Origin of the sequence: Tepidimonas charontis, assembly GCF_007556685.1 — a bacterium.
GTDB lineage: Bacteria > Pseudomonadota > Gammaproteobacteria > Burkholderiales > Burkholderiaceae_C > Tepidimonas > Tepidimonas charontis.
Window position 1 is genome coordinate 1 of record NZ_VJON01000007.1, and the last position, 18,139, is coordinate 18,139.

General features: G+C 61.8%; 24 protein-coding genes, 1 tRNA gene and 1 pseudogene. 23 read left to right on the forward strand and 3 right to left on the reverse strand.

Annotated elements, in window-relative coordinates:
* On the forward strand, nucleotides 1-605 hold a 605-nt coding region (locus Tchar_RS03330), incomplete at its 5' end, for a tyrosine-type recombinase/integrase (RefSeq protein ID WP_144327681.1).
* Between the two features lie 10 nt (nucleotides 606-615).
* On the opposite strand, the pseudogene Tchar_RS14355 reads toward Tchar_RS03330, so the two are convergent.
* The 3 genes and pseudogenes from Tchar_RS14355 to Tchar_RS13915 all read right to left on the reverse strand — a co-directional run.
* Nucleotides 616-747 (reverse strand): annotated as a pseudogene (locus Tchar_RS14355) (hypothetical protein); the annotation flags it as partial.
* Between the two features lie 36 nt (nucleotides 748-783).
* Entirely contained in the window at nucleotides 784-2,547 is a 1,764-nt protein-coding gene (locus Tchar_RS03340; protein WP_144327683.1) for an ATP-dependent helicase, read from the reverse strand.
* Entirely contained in the window at nucleotides 2,547-3,170 is a 624-nt protein-coding gene (locus Tchar_RS13915) for an AcaB family transcriptional regulator (RefSeq protein WP_144327684.1), read from the reverse strand. The genes Tchar_RS03340 and Tchar_RS13915 overlap by 1 nt, the downstream gene beginning before the upstream one ends.
* Nucleotides 3,171-3,641: 471 nt before the next feature.
* On the opposite strand from Tchar_RS13915, the gene Tchar_RS03350 reads away from it, so the two are divergent.
* The 22 genes from Tchar_RS03350 (at nucleotide 3,642) to Tchar_RS03450 (ending at nucleotide 18,127) form a co-directional block, all read left to right on the forward strand.
* Nucleotides 3,642-3,714: transfer RNA gene (locus Tchar_RS03350), tRNA-Asp, on the forward strand.
* 768 nt (nucleotides 3,715-4,482) lie between these two features.
* The gene (locus tag Tchar_RS03355; protein WP_236640156.1) at nucleotides 4,483-5,328 is read left to right on the forward strand and encodes a PD-(D/E)XK nuclease-like domain-containing protein; all 846 of its coding nucleotides are present in this window, start codon (nucleotides 4,483-4,485) and stop codon (nucleotides 5,326-5,328) included.
* Between the two features lie 129 nt (nucleotides 5,329-5,457).
* Nucleotides 5,458-5,727, forward strand: coding sequence for a hypothetical protein (locus Tchar_RS03360; RefSeq protein WP_144327686.1), 270 nt, complete (start codon nucleotides 5,458-5,460; stop codon nucleotides 5,725-5,727).
* A 118-nt stretch (nucleotides 5,728-5,845) separates the two neighbouring features.
* The gene (locus Tchar_RS03365; RefSeq protein ID WP_144327687.1) at nucleotides 5,846-7,003 is read left to right on the forward strand and encodes a recombinase RecT; all 1,158 of its coding nucleotides are present in this window, start codon (nucleotides 5,846-5,848) and stop codon (nucleotides 7,001-7,003) included.
* A gap of 108 nt (nucleotides 7,004-7,111) precedes the next feature.
* On the forward strand, nucleotides 7,112-7,516 hold the full coding sequence (locus tag Tchar_RS03370) for a single-stranded DNA-binding protein (protein WP_201739288.1): 405 nt from the start codon (nucleotides 7,112-7,114) through the stop codon (nucleotides 7,514-7,516).
* A 12-nt stretch (nucleotides 7,517-7,528) separates the two neighbouring features.
* Nucleotides 7,529-7,762: a hypothetical protein gene (locus tag Tchar_RS03375; protein ID WP_144327689.1), complete on the forward strand. Its 234-nt coding sequence runs from the start codon at nucleotides 7,529-7,531 to the stop codon at nucleotides 7,760-7,762.
* Entirely contained in the window at nucleotides 7,759-8,013 is a 255-nt protein-coding gene (locus Tchar_RS03380; protein ID WP_144327690.1) for a hypothetical protein, read from the forward strand. The genes Tchar_RS03375 and Tchar_RS03380 overlap by 4 nt, the downstream gene beginning before the upstream one ends.
* A gap of 151 nt (nucleotides 8,014-8,164) precedes the next feature.
* Nucleotides 8,165-9,238 (forward strand): DUF7146 domain-containing protein, encoded by a 1,074-nt coding sequence (locus tag Tchar_RS03385; protein ID WP_144327691.1) that lies wholly within the window; start codon nucleotides 8,165-8,167, stop codon nucleotides 9,236-9,238.
* A 12-nt stretch (nucleotides 9,239-9,250) separates the two neighbouring features.
* The gene (locus tag Tchar_RS03390) at nucleotides 9,251-9,502 is read left to right on the forward strand and encodes a hypothetical protein (RefSeq protein WP_144327692.1); all 252 of its coding nucleotides are present in this window, start codon (nucleotides 9,251-9,253) and stop codon (nucleotides 9,500-9,502) included.
* Nucleotides 9,503-9,750: 248 nt separating this feature from the next.
* Nucleotides 9,751-10,281, forward strand: coding sequence for a hypothetical protein (locus Tchar_RS03395; RefSeq protein WP_144327693.1), 531 nt, complete (start codon nucleotides 9,751-9,753; stop codon nucleotides 10,279-10,281).
* Nucleotides 10,282-10,285: 4 nt separating this feature from the next.
* Nucleotides 10,286-10,468: a hypothetical protein gene (locus Tchar_RS03400; RefSeq protein WP_144327694.1), complete on the forward strand. Its 183-nt coding sequence runs from the start codon at nucleotides 10,286-10,288 to the stop codon at nucleotides 10,466-10,468.
* 82 nt (nucleotides 10,469-10,550) lie between these two features.
* A complete protein-coding gene (locus Tchar_RS03405; RefSeq protein WP_144327695.1) occupies nucleotides 10,551-10,742 on the forward strand; it encodes a hypothetical protein in 192 nt (63 codons plus the stop codon).
* 395 nt (nucleotides 10,743-11,137) lie between these two features.
* Entirely contained in the window at nucleotides 11,138-11,500 is a 363-nt protein-coding gene (locus Tchar_RS03410; RefSeq protein ID WP_236640158.1) for a CCDC90 family protein, read from the forward strand.
* Nucleotides 11,501-11,612: 112 nt separating this feature from the next.
* Nucleotides 11,613-12,461, forward strand: a complete 849-nt coding sequence (locus Tchar_RS03415) for an ArdC-like ssDNA-binding domain-containing protein (RefSeq protein WP_144327697.1) — start codon at nucleotides 11,613-11,615, stop codon at nucleotides 12,459-12,461.
* A complete protein-coding gene (locus tag Tchar_RS13710) occupies nucleotides 12,461-12,619 on the forward strand; it encodes a hypothetical protein (RefSeq protein ID WP_161595442.1) in 159 nt (52 codons plus the stop codon). The genes Tchar_RS03415 and Tchar_RS13710 overlap by 1 nt, the downstream gene beginning before the upstream one ends.
* A 44-nt stretch (nucleotides 12,620-12,663) precedes the next feature.
* Nucleotides 12,664-13,284, forward strand: coding sequence for a hypothetical protein (locus tag Tchar_RS03420; RefSeq protein WP_144327698.1), 621 nt, complete (start codon nucleotides 12,664-12,666; stop codon nucleotides 13,282-13,284).
* Between the two features lie 492 nt (nucleotides 13,285-13,776).
* A complete protein-coding gene (locus Tchar_RS03425) occupies nucleotides 13,777-14,025 on the forward strand; it encodes a helix-turn-helix domain-containing protein (RefSeq protein ID WP_144327699.1) in 249 nt (82 codons plus the stop codon).
* A 428-nt stretch (nucleotides 14,026-14,453) separates the two neighbouring features.
* Nucleotides 14,454-14,744 carry a type II toxin-antitoxin system RelB/DinJ family antitoxin gene (locus Tchar_RS03430; protein WP_456243327.1) on the forward strand — a complete coding sequence of 97 codons (291 nt, stop codon included), beginning with the start codon at nucleotides 14,454-14,456 and terminating at the stop codon, nucleotides 14,742-14,744.
* Nucleotides 14,731-15,012 carry a type II toxin-antitoxin system YafQ family toxin gene (locus Tchar_RS03435; RefSeq protein WP_144327700.1) on the forward strand — a complete coding sequence of 94 codons (282 nt, stop codon included), beginning with the start codon at nucleotides 14,731-14,733 and terminating at the stop codon, nucleotides 15,010-15,012. The genes Tchar_RS03430 and Tchar_RS03435 overlap by 14 nt, the downstream gene beginning before the upstream one ends.
* Nucleotides 15,013-15,500: 488 nt before the next feature.
* On the forward strand, nucleotides 15,501-16,832 hold the full coding sequence (gene iscB / locus Tchar_RS03440; RefSeq protein WP_201739289.1) for an RNA-guided endonuclease IscB: 1,332 nt from the start codon (nucleotides 15,501-15,503) through the stop codon (nucleotides 16,830-16,832).
* 101 nt (nucleotides 16,833-16,933) lie between these two features.
* The gene (locus Tchar_RS03445; protein WP_144327701.1) at nucleotides 16,934-17,680 is read left to right on the forward strand and encodes a DNA-binding protein; all 747 of its coding nucleotides are present in this window, start codon (nucleotides 16,934-16,936) and stop codon (nucleotides 17,678-17,680) included.
* Between the two features lie 135 nt (nucleotides 17,681-17,815).
* Complete coding sequence (locus tag Tchar_RS03450; RefSeq protein WP_144327702.1) at nucleotides 17,816-18,127, forward strand: hypothetical protein; 312 nt, start codon at nucleotides 17,816-17,818, stop codon at nucleotides 18,125-18,127.
* Nucleotides 18,128-18,139 lie beyond the last annotated feature (12 nt).

The following is an 18,139-nucleotide window of genomic DNA, read 5'->3' on the forward strand; positions in this document are numbered from 1 at the left end:
GCTTGGCGGTCAAGTTGCTGCTGTTGACGATGGTCAGAAAGTCGGAATTGACTGAAGCGACGTGGGGCGAAGTCAACTTTACCCAGGCGACCTGGACCATTCCGGCGGAACGGATGAAGAGGAAGCGTCCGCACGTGGTGTACCTGTCCCGCCAGGCATTGGATATTTTCGTTGCCCTCAAGACGTGCGCAGGCGGGTCGCGGTACGTCTTGCCGTCGCGCTACGATCCTGACATTCCAATGAGCAAGGCCACGCTGAATCAAGTGACGACTCTTGCGTGGAAGGCGGCGCAGCAAGATGGACAGCCGTTGGGAAAGTTCTGCGTCCACGACTTACGGCGGACCGCCTCGACCCTGCTTCACGAGGCCGGATACAATACGGATTGGATCGAGAAGTGCCTCGCCCATGAGCAAAAGGGAGTACGAGCGATTTATAACAAGGCTGAATATGCCGAGCAGCGTCGCGTCATGCTTCAGGACTGGGCTGACATGATCGACCTCTGGGTGAAAGGCGACCCGGCGCTTTGGGTCGTTGTGCCGCCGCCTTCCTCGCCTCTATCCATGCTTCGACCTCCCTCAAGTCCCACGCCACTGATCGCGGAGTGAGGGTGAATCGTCTCGGAAATTCACCGCGCTTTTCCATATCGAAAATCGTCCGATCCGATAACGGAACGATCTTTAGAAGCTGCTTGCGGTTGATGAGCACCTTCCCAGGGATTTTGAGTTCATCTTCTCGAATGGTGCGCATATTATCTCCGTTACATTCCGATTCTTGCCAGAAAATCTAGGCCACCCATTTAGCATTTTGTGGGGCAAGGGTGCTCGCTTTTGAGTCATTGCGGCCCAACTCGGCTTCCTCCAGAAAGCGAGAAGGCGGGCCTTCCTCCACGGCACTGCTGACCACCAACCGGTTTTTCGCCCGAGTCATGCCCACATACATCAAACGGCGTTCGTCTTCCTCGTCGGAATCGGCGTGAGGCAAGGTGCCATCCTCGCAACCGACAATCCACACGCTGTCGAACTCCAGCCCCTTGGATGCGTGCAGGGTCATGATGTGCACATGCGGTGCCCGCCTGCCAGCGGGGCTGGATCGCGTCACGAATGCCAATCGCTGTGCCAGCGAACCGCTCAACTTGATGAGTGCACCTTCGAGCTTGCGAAGCAGGGATGCTTGCGGGGGCGTGCAGTACTCCGCCAGAAATGCGGCGACGCCATGCACCACCAGCGACGCTCGATCTTTGCTCGATTGCTCGCGCCATGCGATCATGCCCATGCGCAGGCCCATCAAGAGCTTGCGGGTGGCATCATCGCTGGCGTGTTCCACGGCGGCATGGAGGCGGGCCACACAGCCACCACGCGAGCGTCGGGAGTGGTCATTGATCCATCCGGCCTGCACACCACAAAACGACAGCGCGTTGGCAATGCCCGTCCAGGAATCATCGAGCACGGATCGCAGCAGCCCACACAGCACGCTGCCGATGGAGTGCTCCCACACGCTCTTACCCCCGGAGCGGGCGAACTCGACGCGAGCGCCCGACAGGCCGACCTCGACCGCATCGAGAATATTGTTCGTTCTGGCGAGAACCGCCCACTGGGTGCCTCGCGGACTCTGGCGGATGGCGTCCACCACCATATCGACCTCGCTCCAGCGGTCGGGGCAACGAATCACCCGAATCTCGCCGTTGTCTTGCCGGTGCGCGATGATTTTCTTGGCTGCCCGATGTTGGTTGTGGGCAATCAGCCGCGCCGCATGGTCCAGGATGTTGGCTGCGCAGCGGTAGTTGATCGGAAGCGTGGTTTCGGTTGCCGACAGCGCCGTCGTGACCCTTTGCAAGCCCGAGTAGCCCAAGGCTTGGCGAAAGGCATACAGGCTTTGGTCATCGTCGCCCACGAGAGTGACTTCGGTGCCAGCGCGGCCATGAAGCAACACCCACTCCATCTGCACCTCATCCATATCCTGGGCTTCATCGACCAGCATCCAGCGCACAGGCAGCGGAGGCAGTTGCCCGCTGGCGATGCGCTGCACGCACGCCAGCAGCAGGTCGGCAAAATCCATGGCGCCTTCGGACGCCAGCAGGTCTTGGTAGGCACGAAACACCGCCTCCTGGGTGGCGTTGGCAAACGGTGCTGGGTACAGGCGGGCCTTCGCGGCGTCGATGGCGCGCACCAGGTCATCGAACGGCTCTTCGCTGCCGTGCTGTTGCCAGCAGCGACGCAGCAGGCTCACGCGCTCCCCTTCAGCGAGCAAGCGCGGGGGCTGGCCCCCTGAAGCGCGTCTCAGGTGCGCCAAGGCCAAAGAGTGAAAGGTGCCCACGGCCAACCGCTTGGCGTGGGCTTCTCCGCACGAGGCGAGGATACGCGAGCGCAGTTCCTGGGCGGCGTCTCGCGTGAACGTCACGGCACAAAGACGGCCCATGTCATGGCTGGCAAGCAACCGTGACGCCCGCTCGGACAGCACCCTCGTCTTGCCCGATCCGGGGCAGGCGAGCACGGTGCAATGACCGCTTGCCTCGACGGCTCGTGCTTGATACGGGTTGAGCACTGACACTACGCGGCAGCTTGTTCGGGATCGACGGCCTTGATCTCGCTGGCCGCCCCTTCTGCAACCTGAACATCGCCCGCTGCATCCTTCTTGCGCGCGGCGATCATGGCTCGGTTGGCGATGCTGCGCACCGAGCCAGCCAGACGGAGCAGGCGGCGCTTCCACTCGTAAATGCTGGCCGAATAGGTGCTGTCTGGGATCACGCCCGACAGCCACAGCGCATCGAGCTTGGAGACCAGTGCATCGAACTCGCGCACGATGCCGACATAGCGCACGGCGCGAGGGGAAGTGATCTTGGCCTCAATGTCCTTTGGATTCGAGTATTCGATACCAGCGAACTCGATACCGTTATTCTCGGCGACTTTTTCCAGGCGGGCGATCTCTGCGCGAATATCCTCGAACGCCTTATTCATCCGCTCGTCGATGATGCCCTCGACTTCGCGCGCTTGCTCTTCGGTGCCGACGATGCGCAGCACGACCGACAGAGAAAAGATTGCATTCGCGCATGTCTCGAATCCACGCTCGAACACTTGCTGTGCGTGGAAGGACTGAAGACGAACTTTCTGGATGAAATACGGGAGACTTTTGCGGTTGTCGGGGGTGTTTCGAGGTGGTTCCTGGGCTGCCATGCCGTGCTCCTTCGCTGATCTTGGCGACAATATCGTACCCAGAGCAGGGCCTTGTGGCTAGTTTCGAAACGCGACCAAAAATGTCACGATTAGAGACTTGACACCGCTGAGCGCCGGTGTAGCATGATCACATCGTTTCGTTGTGCCTAGTGCCGCGAGCGTGTCCTAGCTGGGGACTTGAAAGAAGCAGCATCAAAGACACGCCGACCGCGCCATGCGTGGCGGCGAGTAGAGAAAAGAGAGGGGCGCATCTCGCCCGACCCTGATCCACGGGACATTGTGGTGATGGCTTGGGCGCGAGACCGTAAGACCTCGCCTTGTCCGTTATGAGCGGACGAGGCTTGAGGCAGCGCGCCCCGTGAGCCTGCGTAAAGGGGTTCTCCAAAGAACGGCGGGCGGCTTGGAAGGCCGCCAGCGGACGGTATCCGTGCGTCTGACAAACGCGCATGGCGGATACCAGTTCGTCCCGTTGGGGCGGTAGCTCAATTGGCAGAGCAGCAGGTTGTCACCCTGGCTGGTGCGGGTTCGAATCCCGTCCGCTCCATTCCCCAGACACCACGGGTGCTGTAATATTGGCACCGGCAATAAGGCAGACACATCCGCTGTCAGCGGATGGGGTGACAGCCCCTTCCCCAGAAGGGGTTTGCCGAATAGACTGGGAGCGACGCCCCGCATGTCGGGGCGTTCGTTTGTCCAGGAAGATTTCTCAACCCTGCGGGGGCCGTCACGCTCCCGCAAGGGGCCGTGGTGCCTCCGCGTTTTCTTGGAGGCCATCATGGCACTTGTCATCGTAGCTTGCTGCATCACCGGCTGGGTTCTCTCGCGCCCGATCGTTCGGGCGCTGGGACTCCGGTAAGCAAAAGCGTCTGCGGGGCAATCCCGCAGGCCACAGACCCTTGCAGATGGGGTTTGCGGCCTGCGGGGTTGTCCGGGCGCGCGAAAAGCCGGGCAGCCTTGCGGGTCAGTCCATCTACCCAGCAAGGAAACGCCATGACACTTTTGATCCTCTCGATGTGCGCAGTCTCGGGATACGTCATCAGCCGCCCGATCGTTCGGGCGCTGGGACTGCGCTGATTGAGTCGGGCGCCCCGTACCAGATACGGGGCTTCCCAGGGCATGCTGGAACAAGTGTGCCGTGGAAAGCCAGCTTTGTTGCTCCTGGGTAACCATGAGCCACATGGCGGTAGCTGGCCGCCCTAAACAAACAGCACCAAGGTTGCTCGCGCAAGCGGGCATTGTGTTCAACCCCTGCGGGGCATCTCATCCCCGCAAGGGGATAGGTGTCTCCAGGGATATTTCCATGGAGACCAAAATGAAGATTGAAAACGTAGGCCTGCTATCCATGCCGGCAGGCCAGTACCACGCCTGCCCTGCGGTGGGCCACAGTGGGCTGGTGCGCATCATGCGCAGCCCGGCCCACTACCAGCATTACGCCACAAACCCGCCTGAGCCGACACCGGCGATGGAGTTCGGCACGGCGGTGCATACCGCCATCCTAGAGCCGGACAACTTCGCGCGCGACTACGTAGTCGCGCCGAAGTTCGACCGGCGAACCAAGGAGGGCAAAGCGGCAGCCGAAGCCTGGGAGGCAGCGAACGCGGGAAAAACCCCGCTGACCGCCGACCAGATGGCCGCCATCGAGCAGATGGTGGCGTCCATCAGGGCTCATGCCGGTGCTGCACGGCTGCTTTCCAACGGCCTTGCCGAAATGTCCGGCTTCTGGGTTGACCAGGAGACGGGCATCGAGTGCAAGTGCCGCCCTGACTTCCTGGCGGTGGCGGAAACCTGCCCGGAGCAGGTGACAGCGATCGTCGATGTCAAAACCTGCGTGGACGCCAGCGCCGAAGGGTTCTCGCGAGCCATCGCGACCCTGGGCTACGACGTGCAGGCGGCGTTCTACCAAGACGGGCTCAAGGCCCTGACTGGTCGAACCATCCCGTTCTACCTCATCGCAGTCGAGAAGGACGCGCCCTACGCGGTCGCGTGCTACAAGGCGAGCGACGAGGTGATCGAGATCGGTCGGGCAAAGTACCGCGCAGCGCTTCAGCTTCTGAAGTGGTGTCGGGACAACGACCAGTGGCCGGGCTACCAGCCAAACGGGGAGATCGAAGAGATCAACCTACCGCGCTGGGCAGCCAACTTCGACGCGGATGCGTAGAATGGGTAGCATGAACTTGCCACTCGAAATCTACGACCTGCTTGAGCGGCGACTTGGGCGCGACGATGCGATGGCGGTTGCCAAGAGCATCGAAGCGTCCTTGACCACATCGAAGAGCGTAGCCGGGAGATGGCGGTTCAGCGAAAGATCGAGGCGAAAGAAGAACTTCGCATCGAGCTGCGCAGTGAACTCGCCACCAAGGAAGACCTGCTTGCCGTCAAGGAAGACCTACTTGCCGTCAGGGAAGACTTGGCTAAGCTCGAAGGCTCGCTCAGGGAAGACTTGGTGAAGTTGGACAAGAAGTTCTCGATGTACTTCTTGACGATAATCTTCACCGTGATCTTCCTAAACCAAAACGCGCTGGAGTTTCTGGCGCGCATTCTCGGCCTGATCAAGTAAGGCCAAAGGCCGCGAGCGCTGCCAAGGCGTCTCGCACATTTTCAACCCCGAGTCGGGACACACTGTTGGTCCCGACGGGGGCCATGGTGTGTCCTTTTCTTTTCTCAAGGAGCACATCATGGCTTTGCAAGCACTCAAAAACATCAACCGCGCCCAAAGCGCTGTCGAGGCGCCGAAGGATAAGGGCTTCCCGGCCTTGTTGGAAAAATACAAAGGGGAAATTGCAAGGGCGCTGCCCAAGCACATCAACCCCGACCGCATGGTGCGGATCGCCTTGACGGCGTTCCGCATGACGCCGAAGCTGGGAGAGTGCGATCCCCGCTCCGTATTTGCGGCGGTCATCCAGTCCAGCCAGCTTGGCCTGGAAGTGGGCCTGATGGGCGAAGCCCATCTGGTCCCCTATGGAGACCAGTGCCAACTCATCCCCGGCTACACCGGGCTGATAAAGCTCGCTCGCCAGAGCGGGCTCGTGCAGGACATCTACGCGCACGAGGTGCGCGTGAACGACAAGTTCACGCTCAAGCTCGGGATGGAGCGCAGTTTGGAGCACGAGCCGCTCACAGGGCCCGGCGGCTTCCCTGCTTCCGATGAGGAGCGGGGTGAGGTTGTCGGGTTTTATGCTGTTGCTGTGTTCAAGGATGGTTCTCGTACCTTCGTGGCGATGAGCCGCAAGGAAGTCGAGAAGATCCGTGACAACAGTAAAGGCTACCAGGCAGCCAAGCGGTACAAGAAGGAATCCGTCTGGGACTCCGACTTCACCGCCATGGGGCTGAAAACGGCGATCCGTCGCCTCTGCAAGTTCCTGCCCAAGTCGCCGGAACTTGCGACGGCTCTGGCACTCGACGCGGCTTCCGAGCAAGGAAAAGCGCAGAACCTGAATCTGAACGATGTCATCGAGGGTAACTACGCTCCGGTGGTAATCGACGAGGAGACGGGTGAAGTCCTGGACGCTGATGAGAAGGCGGGCGCGAAACCCGACCCGACCGAGCAAAAGCCCAAGGAGACCAAAGCCGAGATCATGGGCGGCGTGAAAGCCACCCAGGTCAAGGTGAACGAGGGCGTCACGGCCTTCGTTGTCGATCCCGCTGAGCAAGGAGATGCGGCCAAGCCCAATGCCAAGCTCGCGACGGCGATCAAGGCTATGGAGAAGGCGACCACGAACGAAGCCCTGGACGAAATTTATATCCGTCTTGAGGCCGACTTCGAGGGAACCGACCTGGAGGCTCTGACGCGCGAATATCGTCGCATCAAGGCCGACATCGGTAGCCTGATCTAAGCGCCTGCGCTGCTGCGTAGGTTCTTCCCAACCCGGCGGGAAACGCCATGTCTCCCGCCAGGGGGCATGGTGTGACCGCCTTTTTCTTATTCTGAAAGGAGAATCACCATGCTGAACAAAGTGCAACTGATCGGCTTCCTGGGCGCTGCCCCTGAAGTCCGTTACACCCAGGAACAGGAAGCTGTCGCCCGTGTGCGAATCGCCACCAGCGAAACCTGGAAGAAGAACGGCGAGAAGCACGAAAAGACGGAGTGGCACAACGTCGTGTTTTTCGGGAAGCTCGCTGAAATCGTCGGCGAACACCTGAAGAAAGGCTCCCTGGTGTACGTCGAGGGGCACCTCCAGACCCGTTCCTGGGAGAAGGATGGCGAAAATCGCTACACCACTGAGATCATCGCCGAGAGCATGAAAATGCTCCCGAGTGGTGGCGGCAAGGTCAAGGAAGTGCCGGATGCGTCCAAGCAGACGCAGAAGGGGAAATCCAAGCCGAGCTATGACGATGGGCCGTTCTGATGGAGGTGGGCAATGGAAATCGTAACCGTTGTCCTGCCTGCGTCGTGGGCCCCGGCCTTGGTCAACAACGATTGGTCTGGTCTGGAGTATTACGATCCCGACGGCGCTGCCATGGCGAAAGCCTGGCAGATGGAGTCCGGTTTGGCCGTGCTCTCGTGCGGTGAAGAGCCGTTCGTGTATAGATTCGAGGGTCTGCTGACGGAGTGCTTGGAATACCAATGCGCTCCGGTTGGAGGAAATCAATGAGCAATGAACTCCCTCCAAGCCAAGCAGATTTCGAGGCGGCGCTTCGGCGCATAGAAGGCGGTGTAACAACCGTGACGGATGTGCAAATCATCCGTCAGTACGTGGCCGACATGAAGGAAGGCATGAACTACCTCCATGATCGGCTTCGCGAGACCCGCGAAATGCTGATGCGCGAACGTGCATCCAGTGATCGCTTGCAGCGGGCGCTGGACGAGGCGTTCAACTCAGGGTCGGGTGCATACATTCCTTGATCCAGACCAACCCCAGCCGGGGAGATTCTCCCCGGTTTGGGGAAGCTCTTCGGCTGGTTTTCTTCAATACCCCAGACCGGGGCATCTCCAAGTGCCTCCTTCTGGGGGTTCTTCGGGATGCCCCGACTGGGGCTTTTCAGAGGAGAACCGCATGAAAGCCGAAGAAGTAAGACCAATGGCACGAGGCCGGTGGGGAGAAATCCTCGCAGGCCTTGCGCCGCAGTTGCAACCTGCGCTTGACCGCGTAGGCCGCCACGTCCCGTGCCCAGTGCACGGAGGCAAGGATGGATACCGTGTCTTCAAGGACGTTGATGCGACCGGCGGCTCCGTCTGCAACACCTGCGGGGTGTTTGCAGACGGGTTCGCCACCCTGATGTGGGCGAATGGTTGGGATTTCTCGACTGCGCTCAAGGCTGTGGCCGAGTATCTCAACGCCAACAGCGCGAGGCCAGCACAACACCGTGCGACCAGACCAGAGCCCGTGAAGAGTGAAGATGACGAGAGGTTGCGTCAGTCACTCAATCAGGTCTGGAACGAGTCAGTACCGATCTTGGATCGAGACGCCGAGCCGGCCAGGCTGTATCTGGCCCGGCGCGGAATATCGATCCCACCGCCCGAGGCTCTCCGGTTCCATCCGTCGCTGGCGTACTACGACGGCGACAAGAGGATCGGCGAATACCCGGCGATCATCGCCATGGTGTCTGGCACCCAGGGTAATCCAGTGACGATTCACCGGACGTACCTGACGCAGGATGGCAAGAAGGCGCCCGTCGAGTCGCCCAAAAAGCTGATGAGTTATCCGAAGGATCGAAAGATCATCGGTGGAGCGATTCGGCTGGTTGATCCGGGCCCCGTGCTCGCTGTCGCCGAAGGGCTGGAAACGGCCCTGGCGGTGATGGAAGGAACGGGGCTTCCGGTATGGTGTGCGGTCAACGCATACCTGCTGGAGCACTTCGAAGCGCCACCAGAGGTGCGCCGTGTCATTGTCTTTGCGGACAAAGATCGGCCAACCGCCCAACACCCCGGAGGCCACGGACAAGAAGCCGCCAGGCGGCTTGTCCAGCGCCTGTGGGCCAACGGCATCAAAGCATCGGCCATCGTTCCAGCGGGGGAGATTCCGTCGGGCCAGAAATCCCTGGACTGGCTCGACATCCTCAACCGCGACGGGGCGCAGGCCTTTCCAAGCCTGCAATCCATCGATGCGCGGGTGCGCAAGGCGGCGTAAGGAGGCGGAGCCATGTACGGTGCCGTCAACTTTCGTTGCATCAACACCGAACCCGGCGCGGGCACGGCATTCGCGCCACCTGCGGGATTCGAGGGCGATGCCCAAGCGTATGCGCGGTACATGCGCGAGCGCTGGAAGTCCGACCCCGGTGTCCGGCAGCACGTGGCCGTGGCTGGCCGCAGGCTGGTCAGGGGCGACGAAGTGGTTTTCGTGGGGCGCTACGCTGATGAGGCAAGGCGCATCGCGAAGGCCGCTTGGTGCTAAACTTCAAAGCAGGCCCGCCGCCAAAGGCGGGTCTTTTCAGAGCGCGTTCGAGTCGAGCGCGCTGCGAAAAGACGGTTTTTCTGCTGTCGGTTATGCCGATGGTGAAAAAGTCCTAGCTGGGGACTCTAAACAATCAGCATCAAAGCGCTGCTTGGGCAACTGAGTAGCATCATCAACCGCCCCTGCGGGATGCCTTCGTCCCGCAAGGGGTGAAGCGTCTCCAGGGGTTTTTCACTTCTGGAGACATCATGACTCAAACTCTCATCCTTCTCGCTGCCGTCAGCGGTTCTGTTCTTTATCTCTTCGACCGGATTGCTGCGCTCATCAAGCGCGGCAAGGAGACGAAGGAAAAACGGAGCGAACAGCAGTTGACAGAAGTCCTTCGCCTGAAGGACGCAAAAATCGAGGAACTCCAAGCCCGAATAAGGTTTCTGGAGTCTTCCTTGAGAGACGTGCGCCGTCAACGCGCCGAGCAAATCGCCAGCAGTGCCCGCCCCGCGCGGCCTGCCGATCCGGTTGCTCGGGAGGCCGAGGACAAGGCCGAAGAGGCTATGGCCCAGGCAAGAAACCTGGCCTTAGCGGCCATCGATGCGTCGGGGCGCGAGAAATCGCGCCTCATCGCTCAAGCCCGCAAGCTCGCTGAGCGGGCCAATGAGTATCGCCGCGTTGCGCGCGGCGAACTGCCAACACCCGATCAAGTCCAGGCGCAAGCTCAGGGCTCGATTGGGAAACAAGGCAGCGCTGGGGCTGCGCAGTTCGAGGTTCTTGGCGGGGAGTAACGTCATGCGCTACTACGTCGCTGAGTTCAAGGACGGCAAGCCGATCTGCGTCATCTCCGGTCTCGGAAAAAACCGGGGCCGGTGGGACGCCGACCACTCCAGGTCTGCTGCATACCGTCACGCGCGCATCCTGCGTCAGGAAAACCCCGGCAGGGTGTTCCGCGTGATTTCCATGAGCGTGAAATAGACGCTTTCATCAACCCGGCTGGGGGCGACCTTCACCCCCGGTCGGGGGTGGACGTGCCCAGCTTCTTCTTTAGGAGACAGCAATGGGCATTCTTTTCGATATGGCCGCCTTTTACCGGTGGCTGGAAGAGGCTTCTGAACGCGAGCTATTGGCCCGACGGGATGAGGCGCTCAACATGGAAAACCGCATCAGCGATGTCGATCTCAAGAGTGATTTGCGTCGCTTGGTGCGGATGATCGAGGAAGAGTTGGTGGCTCGGAAGTTTCGAGTCTGAAGCTCTTACGCCGCCCTTTTGCCAAGATGTCGGAAGCATTGCCGCTTCCACTGAAAACGGCAAGCAGGGCGGCGGCCTCGTAGTTTGTCTTGGCCTTGTGCTTGACTCTCGCCAACGCAAGGTCAAAGGCTTCCGCTCGCGACAGTTCGAAAAGCTCGCAGAGCCGATCAAACTCGTCGTGATCGAAGGCCCACGGCTGGTTGAACAGGAGTCGCTTCTTGCGCTCCAGTTCGACCTTGCCGCCCTGGATGACCGTGAAAGCGCGTCTGTGTGGTCTGACCATGCGGCCAGTCTAGCACGGTTGCTCATGACAACCCATGCGGGGGGCGATCCCACGTCCCCGCAGGGGTGTGGGCGCCTTCCGTATCCAACGAAGGAGTCCTACAATGACGGGTATGTTCGCCTTTGACACCCTGGCCTTCGCCAAAAAGCTGCGTGGTGCCGGTTACACCGACGCGCAGGCTGAAGCGCTGGCTGAGGCACAGGTCGAGGTGTTCCAGCGCATGCTGGAATCCACGCTCGCCACCAAGGACGACATCAACGAGGTCAGAGCCGAGATCAACGAGGTCAGAGCCGAGATCAAGGCCCTCAAGACCGAGATCGGTCAGGTCAAGACCCAGCTTCAAAGCGAGATCGGTCAGGTCAAGACCCAGCTTCATGGCGAGATTGCTCAAGCAGTCAAGGACATGAAGATTTGGTTCGGCAGCATGCTGGTAGTGGCCGTCACGGCCATCGCCACGTTGACCAAGGTCCTGTGACCTGAAGCACGAGCGCTGCCAAGGCGTCTCGCACATTTTCAACCCCGAGTCGGGACACACTGTTGGTCCCGACGGGGGCCATGGTGTGTCCCATTTTTCTTTGGAGACCACCATGGAAAAGACCAACAACCGCCCCGACTGGGGCAAACTGTTCCAGGCCGCCCTGCACGAGCCCGGTCGCTTGGGTTCGCACTACCGGCTGTTTCATCGCTACAGTCTGGGGAACCAGCTTCTTGCGATGGAGCAGATGGCCGAACGGGGAATCCCCGCCGGCCCTATCGCCAGCTTCACCGGCTGGAAAAAGGCGGGCCGCAAGGTCAAAAAGGGCGAAAAAGCCCTTGGGTTCTGGATGCCGATCATCAAAAAGGAAGCCCGCCAAAACGGCGACGGCACTGAAGACGAAGTGACCAAGGTGTTCTTCTTGATGAAGAACAACTGGTTCGCGCTGTCCCAGACCGAGCCGATCGACCCGGAAAACCCCGGCACCGTGCCCACACCGGAAACCCCGGAGTGGGATAAGGCGCAGGCGCTGGCGAAGCTGGGCATCACGGAGGTGGCTTTCGAGCACACCGACGGAAACTGCCAAGGCTTTGCGCGTCCGAGGATGGGCGAGGTAGCGGTCAACCCGCTGGCGGCCATGCCGTGGAAAACCCTCTTCCACGAAATGGCGCATTGCCTGCTACATGGCGAGACGGCTGAGGCTCAGTTCGTGGATGGCGGTGCCATCAACCGCTCCATCCAAGAGGCTGAGGCCGAGGCGGTGGCGATGCTGTGCTGTGCGACGCTCGGCCTGCCCGGTGTCGAGGAAGCTCGCGGCTATATCCAGGACTGGCTGGAGAGCAGCAGCGACCGCGAAACCTTCATCAAAAAGTCGGCAAGCCGGGTTTTCTCGGCGGCTGACAAAATCCTCAAGGCCGGAAGCGCAAAGACCGAAGCCTCGCAAGAGGGGGAGGGTGAGTGATGAAGCGCAAACTCGTTTTTCATCTCGTGGAAAACGATGGCCTGCTTCTGATCCAGCCCAAGCCCTGGGTGGGGGAGCCTCGGCGGGCATCGGTGCTCACCGGCATCTGGCGGCTGCTGCTGCGGCTGCGCGACATGATTGGGAAGGGATTGCCATGAGCAGCCCTACGATCATTCGCCTGCCTGCGGAGCAGTGGCGGCCAATGGCTGAAGCCAACTCGTGCCGACTCGCCGCCGAACACCGTGGCAAGTCCCCGGTGCCGGTTCGGGCGGTGCAGTACCGCGGCGCTTCCTACGTCGTCTTCAGCGTGATGTGGGGAGCCTACGGGTCGGTGCCGGAGCCGCAAATAAGCGCTTGGTGGTTGTGGCCGCCGAGTCTCTACGAGGGCAGCACCACGACCGTGTACCACGATGAAGAGGCGATCCGTGCAGGCCTGCGCGAACGCGGAGACCACACGGGCCTGATCGTGTCGGCCAACGGCAAGCTGATGGTGTGCGCGCGGCAGGTCAAGTTCTATCAGGGCTTACCTACCACGCGCCCCCTGACGCAGGCAGAGGCCGAGGACTATGACGCCCAATGCCGGTCATCCGGCTGGCGGGCGTTGTGGTTTCGCGGCAAAGAACCGAAGTGGTACTCGCTGCACGGCCATCCGGTGGCCGTGTACCGGGGCCACGAAACGCTCGGAACGGATCACGCGGTGTTGTTGTGGAGGGCGGACGGAGATGTCCACGAAATGTCCATCCACCACAGCGTGAGGCTAGAGCCAGCGCGCTCAGCGGACGCCGGAAAACCGGCGCTCGTAGGGCAGATGGCACTTTTCTGATGAACCCCGGCCTCTCTCACGAGGGCCGGGTTTTTTATTGCGCTCCGCCGACGCCGCGCGGGCCGAGTCTCTCTGAGCAAGGGCGCAAGCCCGGCCTGCGCAACTTCACCAGCGCCTCAGCCCGCCGCCCCAGCGCTTGGCGTTGATGTCGCTCTCAGGGCGACTGCACGCCGAGATGCGCCTTCACTGGATCGCGCCAGGCGTAGCTCGACTCTCCGAGCCCATTGTTCACAGTTTTTGTGGACAACCGACCGAAACCCGACTCCGGTGCATGCTGCCGCTCGCTGAGGGACAACGGCTTGAGCTGTCTTGCCCAAAAAATGAGCACCCGGGGGCGCACAGCATTCATGATAACTGTCATTATCATGACTGCGATTTTTTGCGTGTAACTCGACCGATCCAGAAATCCGGGGGGGAAAATCAAGGTGAGACAAGGACTTGGCAAGCCACTTGATGGCTGCTAGCATCGCGCCATGCACCAAGGAGCGCGCGATGGAAATGATCACTCGACAGCAAGCCGCTGACCGGCTGGGCGTGCCCGTGGCCTGGATCGATGGGATGATCGAGGCAGGCGAGCTGCAATACCACGAAGGACCGGACGGCAAAGTCCTCGTCGATGCCGAGGACATCCAGGCGCTGAAGGGGGCCGGCGAGCCGCCGACCGTGCCGTCGCTGTCTCACGTTCGCGCCATGCTCCGGCGCGTCATGGGCGGCCCCGATAAGGTCGAGCAAGGCCAATAACCGACTGCGCCTGTTTTGCGTGTGGCCGTCCACGTCGGGGGACGGTCACGATCTTGCGCGCTTCTTCGCCTGCGCGCGGCGACATCTCCAACCCGACGCGCCCACCCCCTCGTCGCACTCATTCCCCCACGAACCGCCCGTTTGGTCTGGCTAAACACAGCCTCGGCAGCCCATCGTCGCGCGGGCCGATCGTTGTACCGCCAGTGAACCGCCCGTGACTCTGCTGGACGAGACGGCGGCATAGCTGTATCGCCAGTGAACCGCCAGTGAATCACCAGTCGCAGCCGCGCCCGGCTCCATGTTCAACTGCTGCACCGTCTGTGCACTGCCAGTGACCTACCGCACTCTGGGCGGAGGGGCTTGCCGAGTGCTCGGTCAAGAATGGGGCGGCTTGCATCGTAGTCACAGTGTGACTACAATATCGGCATATGAACCTTTGCCTGGAGTTCATCATGAGCACCGCCGATACCTACGTCCGCGCCCGCATCGACACCAACACCAAGGAGCGCGCTGCTGACGCGCTCAAAGCAATGGGCCTGTCCATCTCGGACGCCATCCGCTTGCTGATGCTGCGCGTAGCCGATGAGCGCCGCTTGCCCTTCGACGTGAAAGTACCCAACGCCACCACGCGCAAGGCTATTGCCGAGCTGGAAGCGGGCAAGGGCAAGAAGTTCGCCAACGTGGATGATCTGATGGCGGATTTGCATGCGGACGATTGACCGATCCTCGGCGTTCAAGCGCGACTACAAGCGGGAAGCCAAAGGGCGTTACCGCGCCACGCTCGATAACGATCTCAAGCCGGTTCTGGTCGCCCTGGCGACGGATCAGCCCTTGGATGCCCGCTACCGCGATCACGATCTTTCTGGCGATTGGGCAGGCTATCGGGAGTGCCACATCAAGCCAGACTTGCTGCTGATCTACCGCAAGTCCGACGCCGATACCCTCAGATTGGCGCGGCTCGGCTCGCACAGCGAGCTTTTCGGCTGATGCGCCGCATGGCGCCGCCCTCGATGGAGAAGCCTGAAGGCCGCGAGCCGCAGCGACGGCAGGAACGAGAGCGGCAAGTGCAGCGCAGCCGCGACCGGGACGTCGCCCCGGCATGAGCCGTTGATACTTCCACAAAAACGCTTGCATATCGTATCTGTATTGTGTATCGTATCTGTATTGATACGAGTTACACAGATACGGTCAATCCTCCCCGCCCTAAAGGGCGGAGCTTGTGAAAGCAAGCTCGGTTGACCAGACCATGCGCGAGCAATCGCGCGACGTGTGATGGAAGTGCGAAGACCCACCCGCAGATGCTTCCTCAGTCTGCGGCTCTGGAAGAGAGGGATGCAGACACGGCAAGGGAGCGCCACGAAACGGTCCCTCTCCTGGCGGGAAAACCGCCGAAGCTGCCATCGCACACGGTCGAGGGGAGCGGTCCTGATGGACCCGTTACTGGTCCCGTAAGGGACGAACGCAAGGAGAAGAAGATGGCTGTGTTTGTGTTGGACCGGCGTAAAAAGCCTCTGATGCCATGTAGCGAAAAGCGGGCACGGCTCCTCCTGGAGCGGGGCCGTGCTCGGGTGCATCGGCTCGTGCCATTTACCATCCGTCTCGTCGATCGCACGCAGGAAGAAAGCGCCCTGCAGCCCTTGCTCGTGAAGCTCGACCCAGGCAGCAAAACGACGGGAATCGCCGTGGTGCGCGAGGACGAATCGGCTGACGAGGAAACTGGCGAAATCCAGCGCCAGGTCCATGTCCTGTGGCTTGCGCAGCTCGTGCATCGGGGGCAGCAGATCAGCGAAACGCTCGCCGTGCGGCGAGCGTTTCGGCGCCGCCGTCGCGGTGCAAACTTGCGCTACCGCGCACCGCGATTTCTCAATCGCAGCAGACCCAAGGGGTGGTTGGCGCCGTCGCTGCGTCACCGCGTCGAGACAACCCTCTCCTGGGTGCGTCGCCTGCAACGGCTCGCGCCCATCAGCGGGATTTCCCAGGAGCTCGTGCGCTTCGACCCCCAGGCGCTGGAAAACCCCGAGATTTCCGGCATCGAGTACCAGCAGGGGACGCTTGCCGGGTACGAAGTGCGTGAGTATCTCCTGGAGAAGTGGGGCCGGCAGTGTGCCTACTGCGGGGCTACAGACGTTCCCCTGCAGATCGAGCACATCCACCCCAAGGCCCGAGGTGGCAGCGACCGGGTGAGCAACCTGACGCTTGCCTGCGCCCCCTGTAACCACGCAAAGGGTGCGCAGGACGTGCGTGTCTTTCTTGCCAAGGACCCGCAGCGGCTAGCGCGAATCCTTGAGCAGGCGAAGCGCCCCTTGCACGACGCCGCTGCCGTCAACTCGACCCGTTGGTCGCTCTTCGAAGCGCTCAAAGCCACGGGCCTGCCGGTCGAGACGGGCTCAGGCGCCAGGACCAAATTCAATCGCGTGCGTCTAGGGCTGCCCAAGACCCATGCGCTCGATGCCGTCTGTGTCGGGGTGACGCACGCCGTGTTCGATTGGGACCGCCCTACGCTCCAGATCAAGGCCACCGGCCGGGGAGGCTATCAACGCACGCGCCTTGACCGGTTCGGATTCCCTAGAGGCTATCTCACGCGGCAGAAACGGCACTTCGGGTTCCAGACGGGCGACATGGTGCGCGCCGAAGTGCCCAAGGGCAAGAAGACAGGCACCTACGTCGGTCGAGTGGCCGTGCGCGCATCGGGATCTTTCAATATCCAAACACGAGAGGAAGTGATTCAGGGCATTGCCCATCGCTACTGTACGCTCCTTCAGCGAGCCGATGGGTATGGTTATTCGTGGATCAAGAGAGCATGTTGAAGGAGGAAGCGGGATTAGGGGCGTGCCTTGCACGCCGCGCTCTCCCTCCCCGGCCTGAAGGCCGAGGTTTCCCGCGCAAACTGATGAAAGGAGCAAGGGTCGTGGCACGTCAGGGCATCACTTTTGAGCAGGTCGCCGCCGTCGCTGATGCGCTGGCAGGCGAGGGGCAGCAGCCGACGATCCGGGCAGTGCGGGAGAAGCTGGGCGACACCGGCAGCCCGAACACCATCCACAAGCATCTCACCGCATGGCGGCAAGCCCGCCCGGTCGCCGCCGCCGATGCGCCGGAATTGCCGCACACGCTGACCGCGGCCATTGCCGCAGAGATCGAGCGGGCCGCTGCACGCGCCCGCGCCGAGATCGAGGACCGCTTGGTGCAGGCGCAAGCGGAAGCCGCCGAACTGGCCGCCGCTGGCGAGGCGCTGGAGGCGGAGCGCGACGAACTGGCCGAGCAGGTGGCCGTCCTCACCACAGAGCGCGACACGCTGGCAGGCAAAGCCGCCCAGCAGGCCGCCGACTTGGCCGAGGCACAGCGGCGCATCGAGCGCGAGCAGCAGGCGGCAGAGGCCGCCCGCGTGGAGGTGGCAACCGCCCGCCTCAAAATAGAGGCGCAGGCGGAGCGCGTGAGCGAACTGGCCGCCGAGCTTGAGCGCCTACGCGCCGCACTTGCCGAGGCGCAGCAGGGCCGCACCGCAGCCGAACAGCAGGCCGCCGTGCTGGCGGCACGGCTGGATGCGTGCGCCGAGGCCCGCGCAGAGCGTGACGAGGCGCGCAAGGCAGCGGCAGAGGCGCGCGAGCAAGCTGCCCGGCTGGCCGGGCAGCTTGAGGCGCTACAACAGCAGAAATAAGCGGCGCAGGCCGTGGCGGGCGCCAAGGCAGCGCCTAACCACGCGGCTTCTCAAGAAGCGCTTTCACAGCATCACCAGCGCGGAAGCCCCCGACTTCAGTCGGGGGAGGAAGCGCGGCCCCCATGGGTTGGCATATTGAACCAATCCGCCTATAATTACGGGCATGAAGCTGACCTTGCAGACGTGCGGCGCGCGTTTGCAGCCGAGGCAGCGAAGATGGGGCGCTCGCTCTGGAGTGTGCCAACTCTGGATGATCTGTCTGGGCGTTACTTCGACAGTGAGCGCGCCGAAAAAGCGCAAGAGGCGATGCGCCGGGCTCTAGAGCAAACGCTTGTGGAGCACGGCATTGACCCGACGGCGATGCTGCTGCCCAAGCCCACGGCAGCGGCGCTGCCGCAGCCCAGTGGTAGTGTGCCGGAAAAGGCTGAGCAGCTCGCGCTTGTCTAGCACGCCTAGGCT

What these genes read in the sequence shown, in the direction of transcription:
- Tchar_RS13915 (WP_144327684.1), bottom strand. Translation starts at nt 3,170, where the DNA reads ATGGCAGCCCAGGAACCACCTCGAAACACCCCCGACAACCGCAAAAGT.
- Tchar_RS03355 (WP_236640156.1), top strand. Translation starts at nt 4,483, where the DNA reads ATGAAGATTGAAAACGTAGGCCTGCTATCCATGCCGGCAGGCCAGTAC.
- Tchar_RS03360 (WP_144327686.1), top strand. Translation starts at nt 5,458, where the DNA reads ATGGCGGTTCAGCGAAAGATCGAGGCGAAAGAAGAACTTCGCATCGAG.
- Tchar_RS03365 (WP_144327687.1), top strand. Translation starts at nt 5,846, where the DNA reads ATGGCTTTGCAAGCACTCAAAAACATCAACCGCGCCCAAAGCGCTGTC.
- Tchar_RS03370 (WP_201739288.1), top strand. Translation starts at nt 7,112, where the DNA reads ATGCTGAACAAAGTGCAACTGATCGGCTTCCTGGGCGCTGCCCCTGAA.
- Tchar_RS03375 (WP_144327689.1), top strand. Translation starts at nt 7,529, where the DNA reads ATGGAAATCGTAACCGTTGTCCTGCCTGCGTCGTGGGCCCCGGCCTTG.
- Tchar_RS03380 (WP_144327690.1), top strand. Translation starts at nt 7,759, where the DNA reads ATGAGCAATGAACTCCCTCCAAGCCAAGCAGATTTCGAGGCGGCGCTT.
- Tchar_RS03385 (WP_144327691.1), top strand. Translation starts at nt 8,165, where the DNA reads ATGAAAGCCGAAGAAGTAAGACCAATGGCACGAGGCCGGTGGGGAGAA.
- Tchar_RS03390 (WP_144327692.1), top strand. Translation starts at nt 9,251, where the DNA reads ATGTACGGTGCCGTCAACTTTCGTTGCATCAACACCGAACCCGGCGCG.
- Tchar_RS03395 (WP_144327693.1), top strand. Translation starts at nt 9,751, where the DNA reads ATGACTCAAACTCTCATCCTTCTCGCTGCCGTCAGCGGTTCTGTTCTT.
- Tchar_RS03400 (WP_144327694.1), top strand. Translation starts at nt 10,286, where the DNA reads ATGCGCTACTACGTCGCTGAGTTCAAGGACGGCAAGCCGATCTGCGTC.
- Tchar_RS03405 (WP_144327695.1), top strand. Translation starts at nt 10,551, where the DNA reads ATGGGCATTCTTTTCGATATGGCCGCCTTTTACCGGTGGCTGGAAGAG.
- Tchar_RS03410 (WP_236640158.1), top strand. Translation starts at nt 11,138, where the DNA reads ATGTTCGCCTTTGACACCCTGGCCTTCGCCAAAAAGCTGCGTGGTGCC.
- Tchar_RS03415 (WP_144327697.1), top strand. Translation starts at nt 11,613, where the DNA reads ATGGAAAAGACCAACAACCGCCCCGACTGGGGCAAACTGTTCCAGGCC.
- Tchar_RS13710 (WP_161595442.1), top strand. Translation starts at nt 12,461, where the DNA reads ATGAAGCGCAAACTCGTTTTTCATCTCGTGGAAAACGATGGCCTGCTT.
- Tchar_RS03420 (WP_144327698.1), top strand. Translation starts at nt 12,664, where the DNA reads ATGGCTGAAGCCAACTCGTGCCGACTCGCCGCCGAACACCGTGGCAAG.
- Tchar_RS03425 (WP_144327699.1), top strand. Translation starts at nt 13,777, where the DNA reads ATGGAAATGATCACTCGACAGCAAGCCGCTGACCGGCTGGGCGTGCCC.
- Tchar_RS03430 (WP_456243327.1), top strand. Translation starts at nt 14,454, where the DNA reads ATGAACCTTTGCCTGGAGTTCATCATGAGCACCGCCGATACCTACGTC.
- Tchar_RS03435 (WP_144327700.1), top strand. Translation starts at nt 14,731, where the DNA reads ATGCGGACGATTGACCGATCCTCGGCGTTCAAGCGCGACTACAAGCGG.
- iscB (WP_201739289.1), top strand. Translation starts at nt 15,501, where the DNA reads ATGGCTGTGTTTGTGTTGGACCGGCGTAAAAAGCCTCTGATGCCATGT.